We start from the raw sequence: 14942 nt of genomic DNA on the forward strand, positions 1-14942 counted from the left end.
CTGCCGTCTGAAAGGACCGCACATGTTCCGACGCCCCACCCGCCTCGCGCTGCTCGGCGCCTTGACCGCCGTCGCGCTCGCGCTCAGCGCCTGCACCGGCAGCGCGGAGCCGAAGCCGACCTCGGACGGCAAGCCCGACCCGGACGCCAGCCTGTCTGTGGGCCTCGTGCTCGAGCCGACCAACCTCGACATCCGGCACACCAGCGGTGCCGCCCTCGAGCAGATCCTGTTCGACAACATCTACGAGGGCCTCGTCACCCGCACCCAGGACAACAAGATCGAGAACCGACTCGCCAGCGACTACGAGGTATCGTCCGACGGGCTGACGTACACGTTCACCCTGAACGAGGGCGTGACGTTCCACGACGGCACTGCGCTGACCTCGGCTGACGTGGTCTCGTCGTACGAGGCTGTGCGCACCGATGAGAGCGTGCAGGGGCACGCCGACTTCGCCGGTGTCGCCTCGATCACGGCGACCGACCCGCAGACCGTGCAGATCGTGCTCACCGAGCCGAACCAGAACTTCCTGTTCGCGCTCACCGGGCGTGCCGGCCTCGTGTTCAAGACCGGTGACACCACCGACCTGAAGACCGCCGAGAACGGCACCGGCCCGTTCACCCTGGGCAGCTGGTCCAAGGGCGCCAGTATCACCTTCGAGCGCTCCGACGCGTACTGGGGCGACAAGGCCGGTGTGAAGCAGGTCGTGTTCCACTACATCCCCGACTTCACCGCCGGCGTCAACGCCGCCATGGACGGCACGCTCGACGTGCTCACCGCCGTGGATCCCAACCTCGTCGACCAGCTCGAGGAGACCGGTGACTTCACCGTCACCACGGGCCGCACGACGGACAAGGGCACGCTGGCGTTCAACAATGCGAAGGCTCCGCTGGACGACGAGAAGGTGCGGGAGGCTCTGCGCCTGGCGATCGACCACGAGGCGCTCGTCGAGGCCGTCGGCGCCGGGCAGACGATGTTCGGCCCGATCCCCGAGCTCGACCCGGGCTACCAGGATCTCTCCGAGCTGGTCCCCTACGACCCCGCGAAGGCGAAGAAGCTGCTCGAGGAGGCCGGCCAGAAGGACCTCACCCTGACGCTGACGATCCCGAGCTTCTACGGCACCACCGTGCCGCAGGTGCTGATCTCCGACTTCGCGAAGGTCGGCGTCACCCTCAAGGTGAACCGGGTCGAGTTCCCGACCTGGCTCGAGGACGTCTACACGAACCACGACTACGAGCTGAGCTTCGTGCTGCACGTCGAGCCGCGCGACTTCGGCAACTGGGCGAACCCGGACTACTACTTCGACTACGACAACGCCGAGGTCCAGCAGCTGTACGCCGAGGCCATGGCCGAGCTCGACCCCGACAAGTCGGCCGACCTGCTCGCGCAGGCGGCGAAGATCGTGTCCGAGGACAACGCGGCCGACTGGCTGTACAACGGCGCCACCCTCACCGCGCTGCTTCCTGTCGTGAAGGGCTTCCCGAAGGACTCGATCAACTCCCGGATCGACCTGCTCGGCGTCACCCGCGCCAAGGACTGACGACACCCGTGCTCCGCTACACGCTCACACGAGGAGCCCTGCTGATCGCAGGGCTCCTCGTGTCGAGCGTGCTGATCTTCCTCACCCTTCGGGTGTTCCCCGGCGATGTCGCACAGCTGATCGCGGGCACGCAGGCGAGCCCGGCGCAGGTCGCCGCCATTCGCGAGTCGCTCGGCCTCGACCGCCCGCTGCCCGTCCAATACGCGGAGTGGATCGGCGGCATCCTGCGCGGGGATCTCGGCACCTCGCAGTTGAGCGGGGCGTCGGTGGGCGCGGAACTGGCGCAGAAGGCGCAGGTGACCGTGCCACTCGGGCTGATGTCGCTGACGATCGCCCTGCTCATCGCCGTGCCGTTCGGCATCGTGTCGGCCATGCTGCGCGGCAGGGCCGGCGGCACCGCGATGAACTTCAGCGCGCAGGCCGTCGCCGCCGTGCCGGTGATCTGGGCCGGGATGCTGCTGGTGCTGGTCTTCGCTCACGGGCTGCACTGGCTGCCCGCCCAGGGCTTCCCCGTGGCCGGGTGGGCGAGGCCGGACAAGGCGTTCGAGTCGCTCATCCTGCCCGCTCTCACCATCGGCGTCGTCGAGGGTGCGATGCTCATGCGCTTCGTTCGCAGCGCCACCCTGCAGGCCGCCGGGCAGGACTTCGTGCGCACCGCGGCGGCCAAGGGACTCACTCGGCGCCGAGCGCTCGTGCAGCACGGCATCCCTGCGGTGGGCCTGTCCATCGTCACCGCCCTCGGCCTGCAGGTCGCCGGCATCATCGTCGGCTCCGTCGTCATCGAGCAGCTGTTCACCCTGCCGGGCATCGGACGGATGCTGGTCACGGACGTCGGCACGCGAGATCTGGTCAAGGTGCAGAGCGAACTGCTCGTGCTGACCGGCTTCGTGCTCGTCATCGGATTCCTGGTGGACCTCGTGCACCACGCGATCGACCCTCGGCAGCGGGAGGCGGAATGAACTGGCGCTCCCGCCTCTGGGCCTCCCGCACCGGCCGGTTCGCCGTGATCGTCGTCGCCGTCGTCGCCCTGACCGCCCTCGTCTCGCTGTTCTGGACACCGTTCGATCCGCTGATCGGCGACGTCCGGAACCGGTGGGCGGCGCCGAGCTGGCCGCACCTGCTCGGAACCGACGGGACCGGCCGCGACATCCTCAGCCTGATCATGGCGGGCGCGAGGACGACGGTGTTCGTCAGCGTCGGCGCCGGATTCGTGGCGACGCTCGTCGGCATCGCGCTCGCCGCTCTCGGCGCGCTCACCGCCCGCTGGATGCGGGAGACCGTCGCCGTCCTGGTCGACATCCTCATCGCCTTCCCGGTGCTGCTGATCGCGATGATGATCTCGGCGGTCTGGGGCGGCTCGCTGTGGGTCGTGGTCTTCTCGGTCGGCATCGGATTCGGCGTGAACATCGCGCGCGTCACGAGGCCGGAGCTGCGCCGCGTGCAGCAGAGCGACTTCGTGCTCGCGGGACGGGCGAACGGGCTCACTCCGGCGGAGAACCTCGTGCAGCACCTGCTGCCCAACGTCGCGCCGGTGTTCATCGTGCAGCTGTCCTGGTCGATGGCGGTCGCCGTGCTCGCCGAGGCCGGTCTGTCGTACCTGGGCTTCGGCGCCTCCGTCTCGCAGCCGTCCTGGGGGCTGCTGCTGGCCGACCTGCAGCGCTACATCGGCGTGCATCCGCTCTCGGTGCTCTGGCCCGGCCTCGCCATCACGCTGACCGTGCTCGCGCTCAACCTTCTCGGCGACGCGCTGCGCGAGGCCACCGATCCGACGCTCTCGGCCCGCGGGTCGAAGCGACGCGCCGCCGAGGCGCATGTTCCCGGGGTGGTGTCATGAGTCTGGTCGTGCAGGATCTGGTCATCGAGATCGACGGCCGCCGGGTCGTCGACGGCGTCTCGTTCGAGGTGACCGACGGCGAGCGCCTCGGTCTCATCGGGGAATCCGGCTCCGGCAAGTCGCTGACGGCGCTCGCGGTGATGGGTCTGCTGCCCGAGGCCGCGTCGGCGAGCGGCAGCATCCGCTGGGACGACACCGAGCTGATCGGCCTGCCGGACCGGAGGATGGCCGAGCTGCGCGGTGATCAGATCGGCATGGTCTTCCAGGAACCGCGCACAGCGCTGAACCCGATCCGCACGGTGGGCCGGCAGATCGCCGAGACCGTGCGCATCCACGAGCGCCTCTCGAAGGCCGCCGCGCACGAGCGCGCGGTCCAGGCGGCTGCGCAGGTGCGCCTCCCCGATCCGGAGACCATCGTGGACAGGTATCCGCACCAGCTCTCGGGCGGGCAGCGGCAGCGCGTCGCGATCGCGATGGCGCTGGCCGCGAACCCCCGCCTGCTCATCGCCGATGAGCCGACCACGGCGCTCGACGTGACGATCCAGGCCGAGATCCTGAACCTGCTGCTCTCCCTGGTCTCCGAGCGCGGGATGTCATTGGTGTTCATCACGCACGACCTCGCGGTGCTCGCCCAGGTGGCGAGCTGCGGCGTCGTGCTCGAGGACGGCCGCGTCGTCGAGCGCGCCGCGGTCGGCACGCTGCTCAGCGCTCCCCAGTCCCCTGTCACGCAGGGGCTGCTGCGCGACGCCACCGCCACGCTGTGGCGCCCGGAAGGCGGTGCGTCATGAGCCCTTCGTCAAGCTCAGGACGACGCCTGATCGAGGCGCATGGCCTGAGCCGCGAGTTCCGGCTGCCGAAGAAGTCGATGTTCGAACGCACCCGGATGAACACCGCGCTGCATCCGACCGATCTGTCGATCGCCGAGGGCGAGTCGCTCGGTGTGATCGGGGAATCCGGCTCCGGCAAGTCGACCCTGGTGCGCCTGCTGCTGGGTCTCGACCGGCCCACGAGCGGCCGCGTGACGGTCGACGGACGCGAGGTGGACGCCACGGCGAGTGCACGCTCGCTGCACTGGCTGCGACGGCAGACCGGTCTGGTCTTCCAGGATCCGTACGCCTCGCTGGATCCGCGCATGTCTGCGGGGCGGATCATCTCCGAGCCGCTGCGCGCTCTCGACATCGACGGCGACCACCGCGCACGGGTCCGGGAGGTGCTCGAGCAGGTCGGCCTGGACGCGGAGATGGCCGACCGGCATCCGCACGAGTTCTCCGGCGGCCAGCGGCAGCGCATCGCGCTGGCGCGGGCGATCGCGCACCGTCCGCGCATCCTCGTCGGCGACGAGCCGCTCTCCGCGCTCGACGTGACGGTGCGCGCCCAGATCCTCGAGCTGCTCGAGGAGCTGCAGAAGACCGAGAACCTCACGCTCGTCCTGGTGTCGCACGACATCGGCGTGGTGCAGAACCTCAGCGACACCGTGGCGGTCATGAAGGACGGCCGCATCGTCGAGCACGGACCTGTCGATGCCGTGCTGCGGCATCCGCAGCAGGACTACACGAAGACGCTGCTCGCCGCGATCCCCGTCATCCCGGAGAACCCGGGCTCCTGAGCGAGAGCTGCAGGAACTGCACGCCGAGGTCGCGCCCGAACTTCTCGCCGACGTTGCGCAGCGCACCGGCATCCGCGAATCCGGCCTTGCGGTGCAGGGCGAGCGAAGCCTCCGCGCCCTCCACGATCACTGCGATCACCTCGCGAAGGCCGGCGGCACGGCAGGCGTCGAGGAACTGCGCCATCAGCGCCCAGCCGTACCCCTGGCCGCCGGTGCCCGGTGCGAGGTAGATCGAGTTCTCGACCGTGTACCGGTACGCCGACTTCGGCGACCACGGCTGCGCGAGCGCGTAGCCGATCAGCTCTCCGTCGTCGCTTTCGGCGACGAGGAACGGCAGCCCGGCGCCGCGAATCCGTGCCGCCTTCGCCACCCAGTCCTCGTCCGTCGACTCGGTCTCGTCGAAGGTGACCACCGATTCACGCACGTAGTGGTTGTAGATCGCGCGGATGCCGGGGAGGTCGCGCTCCTCGACCGGCCGGACCCTCACGCCTCTCCCCCGACCCGCCAGTCGACCGGATCCGCGCCCTGCTGCGCGAGCAGCTCGTTCGCGCGGGAGAACGGACGGGAACCGAAGAAGCCTCGGCTCGCCGACAGCGGCGAGGGGTGCGCGGACTCGATGATGGGCGTCTCGCCGAGCAGAGGCTTGAGGTTCCGGGCATCCGCGCCCCACAGGATCGCGACCAGCGGCCGGTCCCGGGCGACCAGCGCGCGGATCGCCAGTTCGGTGACCTGCTCCCAGCCCCAGCCGCGGTGGGATGCCGGTGCGCCCGGCCGCACGGTCAGCACCCTGTTCAGCAGCAGCACGCCCTGGTCGCTCCAGGCGGTGAGGTCGCCGTGCGGAGCGGGAGGGAGGCCGAGGTCCTCCTGGCGCTCCTTGTAGATGTTCCCGAGGCTGCGCGGCAGCGGCCGCACGTCGGGATCGACGGCGAAGGACAGGCCGATCGGATGTCCCGGCGTCGGGTACGGATCCTGACCGGTGATGAGCACCTTGACGTCGTCGAGCGGTCGCTGGAAGGCCCGGAGCACGTTAGCACCTGCGGGCAGGTAGCCGCGCCCCTCGGCCTGCTCGGCGCGCAACCTGTCACCGAGCTGCGTGATCACGGGCTGCACCGGCGCGAGCACCTCCGCCCACCCCGGATCGAGTTGCCCGTCGGCGGCGAGCTCGGCGAGCGTCTTGGGCATCAGAGCGCACCCCTGCCGCTGGACACGATCACGCCGCCCTCGGCGGGAGAGACCCGCCAGACGCTGCCCTCACCGGCGATACGCAGCCCGTCGGCACCGGCGATCAGGGTCGTGCTCTCGTCCAGGCCGACGCCGCCGTCCGTCGCTCCGGACTCGGTGGCCGCGATCAGACGCGCCAGGGTGCCCCACTGTGCCACGTGCACGTCGACCGAGACGTCCACCAGGCCGATGCCGGGCACCACGGTGATCTCGTCGAGATCCTCCGCTGTCTCGTCCGGAACGACCGGGACGCCGCCGATCAGCCAGCCGCCGAGGATAGCCCGCTCGGCGGCGATCATGGCACCGGCGGAGAAGCCCAGATAGGGGGTGCCGCTCCCGACAGCTTTGCGGATGCGCTCGTAGCTCGGCTCGAGAGCGGAGTGGTAGGCCGGGGTCAGGCCGCCGCCGATCACGATGGCGTGCACACCGTCGAACACGGCGGGATCGACCACGTCGGTCTCGGCCAGCGCCACGAGGCGGATGTCCAGAGCTGCGGCTCCGTCGGCACTGATCGCGTCGATGAGGTCGTGGGCGTGCCCGGTGCCGCCGCCCTCGCGGACGGTGACGACCGCGACGACCGGAGGCTGCCCCTCCGGTGCAGCGGCGACCGCCTCCGCGGTGAACGGTGCGAAGGCGGCGCGGCCGAAGCCGCCGCCGACAAGGTGCACGCTCACCGTCAGTCCTCGACGCGCGGGCGCAGCGGACCGCGCGCGAGCAGGTGCGACGCGGCCTGGGCCACGGGGCGGATCACGATCAGGTCGAGGTTCACGTGCGCGGGGGCGTTCAGCGCGTAGGCGGCGACGTCGGCGACGTCCTCCGCGACCAGGGGCGCCTCGACGCCGGAGTACACGGCCTCGGCGGCGACGGCGTCTCCGCCGAGGCGACGCAGCGTGAACTCCTCGGTGTGCACCATGCCAGGCGCGATCTCGGTGATGCGGATCGGCTCGCCGTTCAACTCGAGACGCAGCACCTGCGGGATCATCGACTCCGCAGCCTTGGCGGCGTTGTATCCGCCGCCACCGGGGTAGGCGCCGCGGGCCGCCACCGAGGTGACGAACAGCACGTCCGCGTGCCCGTCCACCGCGGCCTCCCGCAGCTGTGGCAGCAGCGCAGCGGTGAGCTGCTGGGCGGCGACCACGTTCGACTCGTACATCCAGCGCCACTGCTCGGCGGATCCGTCCTCGACGCGGTCGGTGCCGCGGGCTCCGCCTGCGACATGCACGAGGGCGTGCACGGGGCCGGTCTCGGCGAGATGCGCCCTGAGGGCATCGATCTGCGCAGCATCCGTCAGGTCGGCGGCGAACGCCGTCGAGCCGGTCTCCGCGGCGAGCGCCTCCAGCCGCTCCGCCCGCCGGGCGACGCCGACGACATCCCAACCGGAGTCGCGGAGCGCCCGCACCGTCGCCTCACCGATACCGGTGCTCGCACCGGTCACCACCGCACGTCTGTTCACCATGACTCCACCGTACGTGGTTCCGGCAGTTCGGTTGTTACGTCACATTTCCCGTCCCTTGTTGACAGCGCCCGTTCTTCCGTACTGTCGCTGGAAGGCATCCGCCGCAGCCACCCGCTTCCATCCCTGGGGGAACTCATGTCCGCAGCAGACAACTGGCGTTTCGAGACCAAGCAGATCCACTCCGGCGCCGCGCCCGACCCCGTCACCAAGGCCCGGGCGACGCCGATCTACCAGACCACGTCGTACGTCTTCGACAACGCCGACCACGCCGCGAACCTGTTCGCCCTGGCCGAGTTCGGCAACATCTACACCCGCATCCAGAACCCCACCCAGGATGTGCTCGAGCAGCGCCTCGCCGCGCTCGAGGGCGGCACCGGCGCGCTGGTGCTCTCCAGCGGCCAGGCAGCGTCCACGTTCGCCATCCTGAACATCGCGCAGGCCGGCGACCACTTCGTCGCGTCGAGCTCGATCTACGGCGGCACGTACAACCTGTTCAAGTACACCCTCGCCAAGCTCGGCATCGAGGTCACGTTCGTCGAGAATCAGGACGACATCGAGGAGTGGCGTCGCGCGGTGCGCCCGAACACCAAGCTGCTGTTCGCCGAGACCATCGGCAACCCGCAGATCAACGTGCTCGACATCCGCGCCGTCGCCGATGTCGCCCACGACAACGGCGTGCCCCTGATCGTCGACAACACGATCGCCACGCCGTACCTGATCCGGCCGTTCGAGCACGGCGCCGACATCGTCGTGCACTCGGTGACCAAGTTCCTCGGCGGTCACGGCACCACGATCGGCGGCGTCGTCATCGACGGCGGCAAGTTCGAGTGGTCGAAGAACGTGGACAAGTTCCCGGGGCTCACGGTGCCGGACCCGTCCTACCACGGCGCGTCCTACACCGCCGCGGTCGGAGACCCGCTCGCGTACATCATCAAGGCCCGCGTGCAGCTGCTGCGCGACCTCGGCTCGGCGATCGCCCCGCAGAGCGCCTGGAACCTCATCCAGGGCGTCGAGACCCTGTCACTGCGCGTCGAGCGCCACGTGCAGAACGCGCAGGAGATCGCCGAGTGGCTCGAGAACCACGACGACGTCGCCAGCGTGAACTACTCGGGTCTGCCGTCCTCGCCGTGGTACGCCAAGGCGAACCAGTACGCGCCCAAGGGCGTCGGCGCCGTGCTCTCGTTCGAGCTCAAGGGGGGCGTGGAGGCCGGCCGGGAGTTCGTGAACAGCCTCACGCTCTTCAGCCACCTCGCCAACATCGGTGACGTGCGCTCGCTCGTCATCCACCCGGCATCGACGACCCACGCGCAGCTCACCCCCGAGCAGCAGCTCACCGCCGGCGTCACGCCCGGTCTGGTGCGCCTCTCGGTGGGCCTGGAGAACCTCGAGGACCTCAGGGCCGATCTCGATCAGGCTCTCGCCGCCGCGCGTCGCGTGACCGAGGCCGCACGCGCCTGATTCCTTCCTCCGAAGGCCGCGGACGCCCCGGACCGTCAGGTCCGGGGCGTCCGCGCGTCCCGGGACACCGCGCCACACGCAGGCGGTGCGTAACGTGCCACCGGCGCACTCCAGGGCACGGGAGAATGGATGCATGGACTGGCAGACGATCTCGGCAGACACGGTGCCCTCGCGGCGCGTGACCGAAGCGCAGTCCAGCATGATGCGCGCGCGCCCGCCCGCCACCGGTGCCTGGCGCGACGGCGACCCGGCCGGAGGCCGGCGGTTCACCGACCTGGGCGCCTTCCGCACGGAGAACGGCGCGGAGCTGCCCGGTATCCGGCTCGCGTGGGAGTCGTGGGGCGAGCTGAACGCGGCTCGGGACAACGCGATCCTCGTCCTGCATGCGCTCACCGGCGACAGCCACGTGCGCGGCGACGCGGGTCCGGGGCATCCCACCGGCGGCTGGTGGGGTGACATCGTCGATGCCGGCGGACCGGTGGACACCGACGAGTGGTTCGTCATCGCCCCGAACATCCTGGGCGGATGCCAGGGATCGACCGGCCCCGCGAGCATCGCACCGAGCGGACGCGAGTGGGCGTCGCGATTCCCCTATCTGACGATCCGCGACCAGGTCGCCGCGCAGGTCATGCTCGCCGACGCGCTCGGCATCGAGAGCTGGGCGGCCGTCATCGGCGGCTCGATGGGCGGCATGCACGCCCTGGAGTGGGCGGTGACGCATCCGTCCCGCGTCGAGCGACTGGCCGTGCTGTCTTCTCCCCCCGTGACGACCGCCGATCAGCTCGCGCTGAACTTCGTGCAGCTCGAGACGGTGCGGATGGATCCGCGCTTCGACGGCGGCGAGTACTACGACGCCGTGCTCGGCGACGGCCCGCACCGCGGTCTGGCACTCGCCCGCCGGATGGCGCTGCTGAACTATCGCAGTCCGATCGAGCTGAACCAGCGCTTCCAGCGCTCGTGGCAGTCCGACCTGTCGCCGCTCGGCCGCGGCGGACGGTTCGCCGTGGAGTCGTACCTCGACTTCCACGGCAACAAGTTCACCCGCCGCTTCGACGCGAACAGCTACCTGACGCTGGTCGAGGCGATGAACTCGCACGACATCGGCCGTGATCGCGGCGGCGTCGAGGAGGCTCTGCATCGCGTCACCGCGAAGACGCTGGTGCTCGGCATCGACAGCGACCGGCTGTTCCCCGTCGACGGGCAGCAGCGCATCGCGCGCAGCATCCCGAACACGATCGACGACGGTGCCGTGGTGCTGACCAGCGACTTCGGCCACGACGGCTTCCTCATCGAGACCGACGACGTGGGTCGCCACCTGCGCCGCCTGCTCGAGGACTAGGCTGGTCCCGTGCTCGAACAGCAGCAGCGATTTCCGCGCCCCCGGCCTCATGGCCGCGGGGCCGTCGACGCGCGCTCGTAGCGCACCGGGTCTCCGTGGGTAGGCCGGGGGGAAGCTCCCATCCTTCGCCAGCCCGCTTCGTTCTTGGAGACCCTCTCATGTCGCACGCCGACCATCTCACCCCTGCCCAGCTCTGCCGCGCCCTGGACCTGCGCGACCTCACCGATCCTGCTCAGGGCGCTCACGCGCTGCAGGAGCTTCTCGACTCCGTCGTCACCACGTTGACGTCCGAATGGGGAAGCGCCGTGCGCTACGTGCGCAGCTCCCCCGTCGTACCCGTCCGCGAGAACTACGACCGCCTCGGCTACGGCCGCGGCGACGTCACCCGCGCCCGCCGCTACACCCGCTACGTCAGTCCCACCGTGATGCTCCGCAGCCACATGAGCGCCGAGCTCCCGACGGCCCTGGAGGACTACGCCGGTCGAGACGAAGTCGACGAGCTGATCGTCGCACCGGGCCTCGTCTACCGTCGAGACGCCGTGGACCGCACCCACGTGGGAGAGCCGCACCAGGTCGACCTCTGGCGCATCCGCAGCGCTGCGGACATCGACGACCACGACATGCTCACGATGATCGGCCGCCTGGTCGACGCCGTGCTCCCCGGCGCGGAGTGGAAGACGACCGACGTGGTGCACCCGTACACGGAGGGCGGACGCCAGATCGACGTGCTCCACGACGGCGAGTGGCTGGAACTCGCGGAGTGCGGGCGCATCCATCCCGACGTGCTGCGGGGTTCGGGGCTGGACCCGGAGCGGTGGTCCGGGCTCGCCCTCGGGATGGGGCTGGAGCGCGCACTGATGCTGCGGAAGGGCATCCCCGACATCCGCTACCTCCGTGCCTCTGACCCGCGGATCGCCACCCAGATGCTGGATCTCGAGCCGTGGCAGCACGTGTCGCCTCTGCCGGCCGCCCGACGAGACATCTCGGTGGTCGTGGGTGCGGGTCACGATGAGGAGACGCTCGGAGACCGTGTCCGGACGGCGCTCGGAGACGATGCGGACGTCGTCGAGTCCGTCGAGGTGCTCAGCCGCACCGCGCACGATCAGCTGCCCGATGGGGCGCGCTCTCGCCTCGGCACCGAGGACGGCCAGGTGAACCTGCTGCTGCGGATCATCCTGCGCCCCATCGATCGCACGCTCACCGCCGAGGAGGCGAACACGATCCGCAACACGATCTATCGCGCGGTGCACGAGGGGCCGGTGCTGGAGCTGATCTGAACGCCTTCGGTCAGTCGCGCTGGTAGGTCCAGGGCAGGCGCTCTGTCGCGATGCGGTTGCGCGCGCCCGGGGCGCCCGGACGCTCGGGATGATGCTCGTCGCCCTCCCAGAGGAACACCCGGCCGTCGGCGGTCTCGAGGATCCTCGTGCGCCGCACCTCAGGGGCGCGCACGGCGGCTCGGGCGTCGGCGACCGTGCGATGAGGCAGCAGTCCGTGCAGCGTCACCCAGGTCGGCGGCCAGAGCAGCAGCCGGTCCTCGGCCTGCAGGCGGAGGGCGTCGGCGGGCGCGATCCACAGCGCCCGCTCGATCTCACCGGGGTTCACGCGGACCTCGTCGCCGTCCTCCTCGGCGAGGAAGAACCACGTGCGGATGCGCTTCGGCACCTCGCGCGGCGGCTCCCAGCACGAGATCGTGACGAGATCGCGGATCCGGATGCCGGCCTCCTCTGCGGTCTCGCGCATGGCTGCTGCCCTGGCCTGCTCGACCTCGTCGTCGCCGAGGTCCCCGGCCTCGACCCTGCCGCCCGGGAACACCCAGGAGCCGGCGAAGGATCCCCGGTCCGGCCGGAGCAGCAGCAGCACCTGCAGGCCCTCCGGCGCATCCCTCAGGACGACCGCGGTGCCCGCGACCGGGAGGTCGCCCTCGAACTCGGAGCCCTCGATCTCAGCGCTGCCGGGCATCCTCGATCGCCGCCTCGAGACGCTCGATCTTGCCGTCGATCTCGCCGCTGTGGCCGGGCCGGATGTCGGCCTTCAGCACCAGAGACACCCGCGACCCGAACGGCATGACGGCCTCCGTCGCGCGCTTGACGACGTCCATCACGGTGTCCCAGTCCGGGCCCTCGATCTCGGTGAACATCGACGTCGTGCGATGGGCCAGACCGGAGTCGCGGACCACCTGCACGGCGGCGGCGACGGCGTCGTGGACGGATGCGTCCGGGTTCTCGGCCCCGTCACGGGGTGCGCCGCTCGGTGCGACGGAGAAGGCGATGAGCATGGAATACCTCCGGGTGATTTCAGCGGGGACGGTCTGGGTTCAGCGGGGACGGCCCTCGGCCGGCACGCGCAGCAGCGCGGCGACGCCGACCACGGCCAGGACGACGAGCAGGACGTTGCGGATGCTGAGCAGCAGCACGGGCAGCGCCTCCGCGCGCAGCAGCGCGTCGTAGGTGAGCGGGTAGACAAGGAAGGTGAGGGCGCACAGGCCGAGCACCAGCAGTGCCGGGGTGGCCGCGCGGGTGCGGTCCAGGACCAGCCAGAGGATGATCGGGGCGATCAGCCAGGTCTGGAACTGCGGCGACCCGACCTTGTTCGTGACGATCAGCACGGTCACCAGTGTCAGCGTGAGCGCCGGGAACAGGCGCTGCCAGGTCGCTCCGCGCGCCGCCTTCACCGCGCCGAGCACGGCCACTGCGGCCACGACGAGCACCATCAGCGGAGTGAGCACGGCCGAGACCACGGCGGCGCCCGGTGCCTCGATCTGGAACGTCAGGATGTCGTAGCTGTACGCGATCGTGGCCTCACCCGCGAGCGCCAGCCACAGGAACGGCGTCGCAGCGACAGCCTCGATCTGCAGCCCGCGACCGGTCTGCTGGCCGAGGAAGCCGAACAGCTCGCGGTCGGCGCCGAGCAGCAGCAGGACGACGATGATCCCGGCGGTCACTGCGGCGGCCGTGAGGAGGATCCGGACGCGCTGCTTCACGGCGATGACGGCCGCAAGGACGAGAGCGGCCGGCCAGATCTTGATCCAGGCCCCCACGGTCAGCAGGGCGGCTCCGACCGCAGGGCGCGTGGCCAGCCACAGCCCGCCGATCACGGCGAGCGGCACGGTCACGGCGTCCAGCCGGTACATCGCGATCGGTCCGAGCAGCAGCAGCGCGCCGCACCAGAACCATCCGGCGGCACGACGCCGATGCGTGCGTCCTCGTCCCACGAGCACGGCGAAGCCGATGAGGTCGAGCACGGTGACCAGCACCGCCCAGGCGATGAGATAGGCGCCGAGCGCGCCCATCGTCCCCACCAGGGGCGTCGCCAGCAGGTGCGCGATGATCATCGGGACGAGCGCGAGCTGCGGATACACCCACGGTTCGGTGATGCCCACGATCGCACCGCCGGTGAGCGCCGAGTGCGACCAGGGCTGGTAGACCAGCACGACGTCGCCCATCGGCTGGCTGGGCAGCACCCAGCCGAACCACGCGACGACCACATGCACGAGGACGAAGACCGACCAGAGCGCGATGGTGCCGGGCCGGATGCGCGCCCGCGTCATGCGAGCAGCTCCGCCACCGCGAACGGCAGCGCTTCGGCGACCTCCAGCGCGACGATCGGATGCCCGACCTCGCCGCCCTCGGCGCCCGCGGCGATCGTCGCCGCGCGGCCGTGCAGCCACACCGCCGACGCCGCGACCTCGGCGGGCGTCGCAGCGGGGTTGGCCGCGAGCAGTGCGCCCAGCGCGCCGCCCAGCACGTCTCCCGCACCGGCCGTCGCCAGCCAGCCGGGCGCGTTCGCGACCACGATCGTCTCGCCGTCCGGCGAGCAGATCAGGGTGCGCGCCCCCTTCAGGAGCACCGTGCAGGACAGCAGTTCGGCGACCTCCGCCGCCTGGGCGGCGCGGTCCGTGTCATCGGCCGGGACATCGCTCTGAAGCCCGAGTCGATCACGCAGCCGGGCGAACTCACCCGCATGCGGCGTGATGACCATCGGCGCGGTTCCGCCACCGACGAGGTCGAGCGCCCCGGCATCCACCACGACGGGCTCTTCCCCTTCAAGGATGCCGCGCAGCGCCCGCTCCTCGTCGTACCCGCGCGCCGACACCGCGGACGGGCCGGCATCCGCGCGCGGTGCACCCGGCAGCGGCACGGCGGCGGTGACGGTCGGGACGCCACGCCCTGAGCCTCCGACACGAGCGCCGCCGTCAGTGCCGGAGCCGATCACCCAGGCGTCCACATGCGCACCGGCATCCGCGCCGATCACCGTCTCGGGACGGCGCGCCAGCACGATGTCGGTCGCCGGTCCTGCGTAGCGCACGAACCCGCACCCGATCCGCCAGGCGCCTTCCACGCCGAGCACCGCGGCGCCGGGATATCTGGCCGACCCGGTGCGCAGGGCGACGACGCCCCGTGAGCGCTTGTCGTCGTCGGCGCCGGGGGCGCGCACGAAGCGCGCCGCATCCGCACCGATCCACTCACGCATGACTCCACGTTAGCGCGCGGT

The 14942-nt window shown here is 70.7% G+C and carries 16 protein-coding genes; 8 read left to right on the forward strand and 8 right to left on the reverse strand.

Features of this window, described 5'->3' with window-relative positions; all coding sequences use genetic code 11:
• The first annotated feature begins 22 nt into the window (after positions 1–22).
• The 5 genes from GON06_RS06145 to GON06_RS06165 are packed head-to-tail and all read left to right on the forward strand — an operon-like array spanning position 23 to position 4977.
• Positions 23–1537, forward strand: a complete 1515-nt coding sequence (locus GON06_RS06145; protein WP_157311445.1) for an ABC transporter substrate-binding protein — start codon at positions 23–25, stop codon at positions 1535–1537.
• A gap of 8 nt (positions 1538–1545) precedes the next feature.
• Positions 1546–2496 carry an ABC transporter permease gene (locus tag GON06_RS06150; RefSeq protein WP_332837209.1) on the forward strand — a complete coding sequence of 317 codons (951 nt, stop codon included), beginning with the start codon at positions 1546–1548 and terminating at the stop codon, positions 2494–2496.
• Positions 2493–3371, forward strand: coding sequence for an ABC transporter permease (locus GON06_RS06155; protein ID WP_157311446.1), 879 nt, complete (start codon positions 2493–2495; stop codon positions 3369–3371). Before GON06_RS06150 ends, GON06_RS06155 begins: the two co-directional genes overlap by 4 nt.
• On the forward strand, positions 3368–4159 hold the full coding sequence (locus GON06_RS06160) for an ABC transporter ATP-binding protein (RefSeq protein ID WP_157311447.1): 792 nt from the start codon (positions 3368–3370) through the stop codon (positions 4157–4159). Before GON06_RS06155 ends, GON06_RS06160 begins: the two co-directional genes overlap by 4 nt.
• A complete protein-coding gene (locus GON06_RS06165; protein WP_198346632.1) occupies positions 4156–4977 on the forward strand; it encodes an ABC transporter ATP-binding protein in 822 nt (273 codons plus the stop codon). Before GON06_RS06160 ends, GON06_RS06165 begins: the two co-directional genes overlap by 4 nt.
• Here the strand turns inward: GON06_RS06165 and GON06_RS06170 are convergent.
• Genes GON06_RS06170 through GON06_RS06185 form a run of 4 tightly spaced genes read right to left on the reverse strand, consistent with a single transcriptional unit; the run spans position 4952 to position 7654 of the window.
• Positions 4952–5464: a GNAT family N-acetyltransferase gene (locus GON06_RS06170; RefSeq protein WP_198346633.1), complete on the reverse strand. Its 513-nt coding sequence runs from the start codon at positions 5462–5464 to the stop codon at positions 4952–4954. The genes GON06_RS06165 and GON06_RS06170 overlap by 26 nt on opposite strands.
• The gene (locus GON06_RS06175; protein WP_157311448.1) at positions 5461–6159 is read right to left on the reverse strand and encodes a uracil-DNA glycosylase; all 699 of its coding nucleotides are present in this window, start codon (positions 6157–6159) and stop codon (positions 5461–5463) included. Before GON06_RS06175 ends, GON06_RS06170 begins: the two co-directional genes overlap by 4 nt.
• Positions 6159–6872, reverse strand: coding sequence for a Type 1 glutamine amidotransferase-like domain-containing protein (locus GON06_RS06180; RefSeq protein ID WP_332837210.1), 714 nt, complete (start codon positions 6870–6872; stop codon positions 6159–6161). The genes GON06_RS06175 and GON06_RS06180 overlap by 1 nt, the downstream gene beginning before the upstream one ends.
• A 2-nt stretch (positions 6873–6874) precedes the next feature.
• The gene (locus tag GON06_RS06185; protein WP_157311449.1) at positions 6875–7654 is read right to left on the reverse strand and encodes an SDR family oxidoreductase; all 780 of its coding nucleotides are present in this window, start codon (positions 7652–7654) and stop codon (positions 6875–6877) included.
• A gap of 135 nt (positions 7655–7789) precedes the next feature.
• Here GON06_RS06185 and GON06_RS06190 point away from each other — a divergent pair, with 135 nt between their 5' ends.
• The 3 genes from GON06_RS06190 to srmL all read left to right on the forward strand — a co-directional run bounded on the left by GON06_RS06190 (position 7790) and on the right by srmL (position 11728).
• Positions 7790–9112 carry a bifunctional o-acetylhomoserine/o-acetylserine sulfhydrylase gene (locus GON06_RS06190; RefSeq protein ID WP_157311450.1) on the forward strand — a complete coding sequence of 441 codons (1323 nt, stop codon included), beginning with the start codon at positions 7790–7792 and terminating at the stop codon, positions 9110–9112.
• 133 nt (positions 9113–9245) lie between these two features.
• Positions 9246–10451: a homoserine O-acetyltransferase MetX gene (gene metX / locus GON06_RS06195; protein ID WP_157311451.1), complete on the forward strand. Its 1206-nt coding sequence runs from the start codon at positions 9246–9248 to the stop codon at positions 10449–10451.
• Positions 10452–10609: 158 nt separating this feature from the next.
• A complete protein-coding gene (gene srmL / locus GON06_RS06200) occupies positions 10610–11728 on the forward strand; it encodes a PheS-related mystery ligase SrmL (RefSeq protein ID WP_157311452.1) in 1119 nt (372 codons plus the stop codon).
• A 10-nt stretch (positions 11729–11738) separates the two neighbouring features.
• Here the strand turns inward: srmL and GON06_RS06205 are convergent, their stop codons facing one another.
• Genes GON06_RS06205 through GON06_RS06220 form a run of 4 tightly spaced genes read right to left on the reverse strand, consistent with a single transcriptional unit; the run spans position 11739 to position 14921 of the window.
• Positions 11739–12410, reverse strand: a complete 672-nt coding sequence (locus GON06_RS06205; RefSeq protein WP_157311453.1) for an NUDIX domain-containing protein — start codon at positions 12408–12410, stop codon at positions 11739–11741.
• The gene (locus GON06_RS06210) at positions 12394–12726 is read right to left on the reverse strand and encodes a thiamine-binding protein (protein WP_157311454.1); all 333 of its coding nucleotides are present in this window, start codon (positions 12724–12726) and stop codon (positions 12394–12396) included. The genes GON06_RS06205 and GON06_RS06210 overlap by 17 nt, the downstream gene beginning before the upstream one ends.
• A gap of 39 nt (positions 12727–12765) precedes the next feature.
• Positions 12766–13998 (reverse strand): hypothetical protein, encoded by a 1233-nt coding sequence (locus GON06_RS06215; protein ID WP_157311455.1) that lies wholly within the window; start codon positions 13996–13998, stop codon positions 12766–12768.
• Entirely contained in the window at positions 13995–14921 is a 927-nt protein-coding gene (locus GON06_RS06220; protein WP_157311456.1) for an ADP-dependent NAD(P)H-hydrate dehydratase, read from the reverse strand. Before GON06_RS06220 ends, GON06_RS06215 begins: the two co-directional genes overlap by 4 nt.
• Positions 14922–14942 lie beyond the last annotated feature (21 nt).

This window comes from Microbacterium sp. MAH-37, from assembly GCF_009758255.1.
GTDB lineage: Bacteria > Actinomycetota > Actinomycetes > Actinomycetales > Microbacteriaceae > Microbacterium.

Coding starts and splice junctions, on each gene's coding strand:
- GON06_RS06210 (WP_157311454.1), bottom strand. CDS start 12,726: ATGCTCATCGCCTTCTCCGTCGCACCGAGCGGCGCACCCCGTGACGGG.
- GON06_RS06190 (WP_157311450.1), top strand. CDS start 7,790: ATGTCCGCAGCAGACAACTGGCGTTTCGAGACCAAGCAGATCCACTCC.
- GON06_RS06175 (WP_157311448.1), bottom strand. CDS start 6,159: ATGCCCAAGACGCTCGCCGAGCTCGCCGCCGACGGGCAACTCGATCCG.
- GON06_RS06165 (WP_198346632.1), top strand. CDS start 4,156: ATGAGCCCTTCGTCAAGCTCAGGACGACGCCTGATCGAGGCGCATGGC.
- GON06_RS06215 (WP_157311455.1), bottom strand. CDS start 13,998: ATGACGCGGGCGCGCATCCGGCCCGGCACCATCGCGCTCTGGTCGGTC.
- GON06_RS06185 (WP_157311449.1), bottom strand. CDS start 7,654: ATGGTGAACAGACGTGCGGTGGTGACCGGTGCGAGCACCGGTATCGGT.
- GON06_RS06220 (WP_157311456.1), bottom strand. CDS start 14,921: ATGCGTGAGTGGATCGGTGCGGATGCGGCGCGCTTCGTGCGCGCCCCC.
- srmL (WP_157311452.1), top strand. CDS start 10,610: ATGTCGCACGCCGACCATCTCACCCCTGCCCAGCTCTGCCGCGCCCTG.
- GON06_RS06155 (WP_157311446.1), top strand. CDS start 2,493: ATGAACTGGCGCTCCCGCCTCTGGGCCTCCCGCACCGGCCGGTTCGCC.
- GON06_RS06205 (WP_157311453.1), bottom strand. CDS start 12,410: ATGCCCGGCAGCGCTGAGATCGAGGGCTCCGAGTTCGAGGGCGACCTC.
- metX (WP_157311451.1), top strand. CDS start 9,246: ATGGACTGGCAGACGATCTCGGCAGACACGGTGCCCTCGCGGCGCGTG.
- GON06_RS06145 (WP_157311445.1), top strand. CDS start 23: ATGTTCCGACGCCCCACCCGCCTCGCGCTGCTCGGCGCCTTGACCGCC.
- GON06_RS06160 (WP_157311447.1), top strand. CDS start 3,368: ATGAGTCTGGTCGTGCAGGATCTGGTCATCGAGATCGACGGCCGCCGG.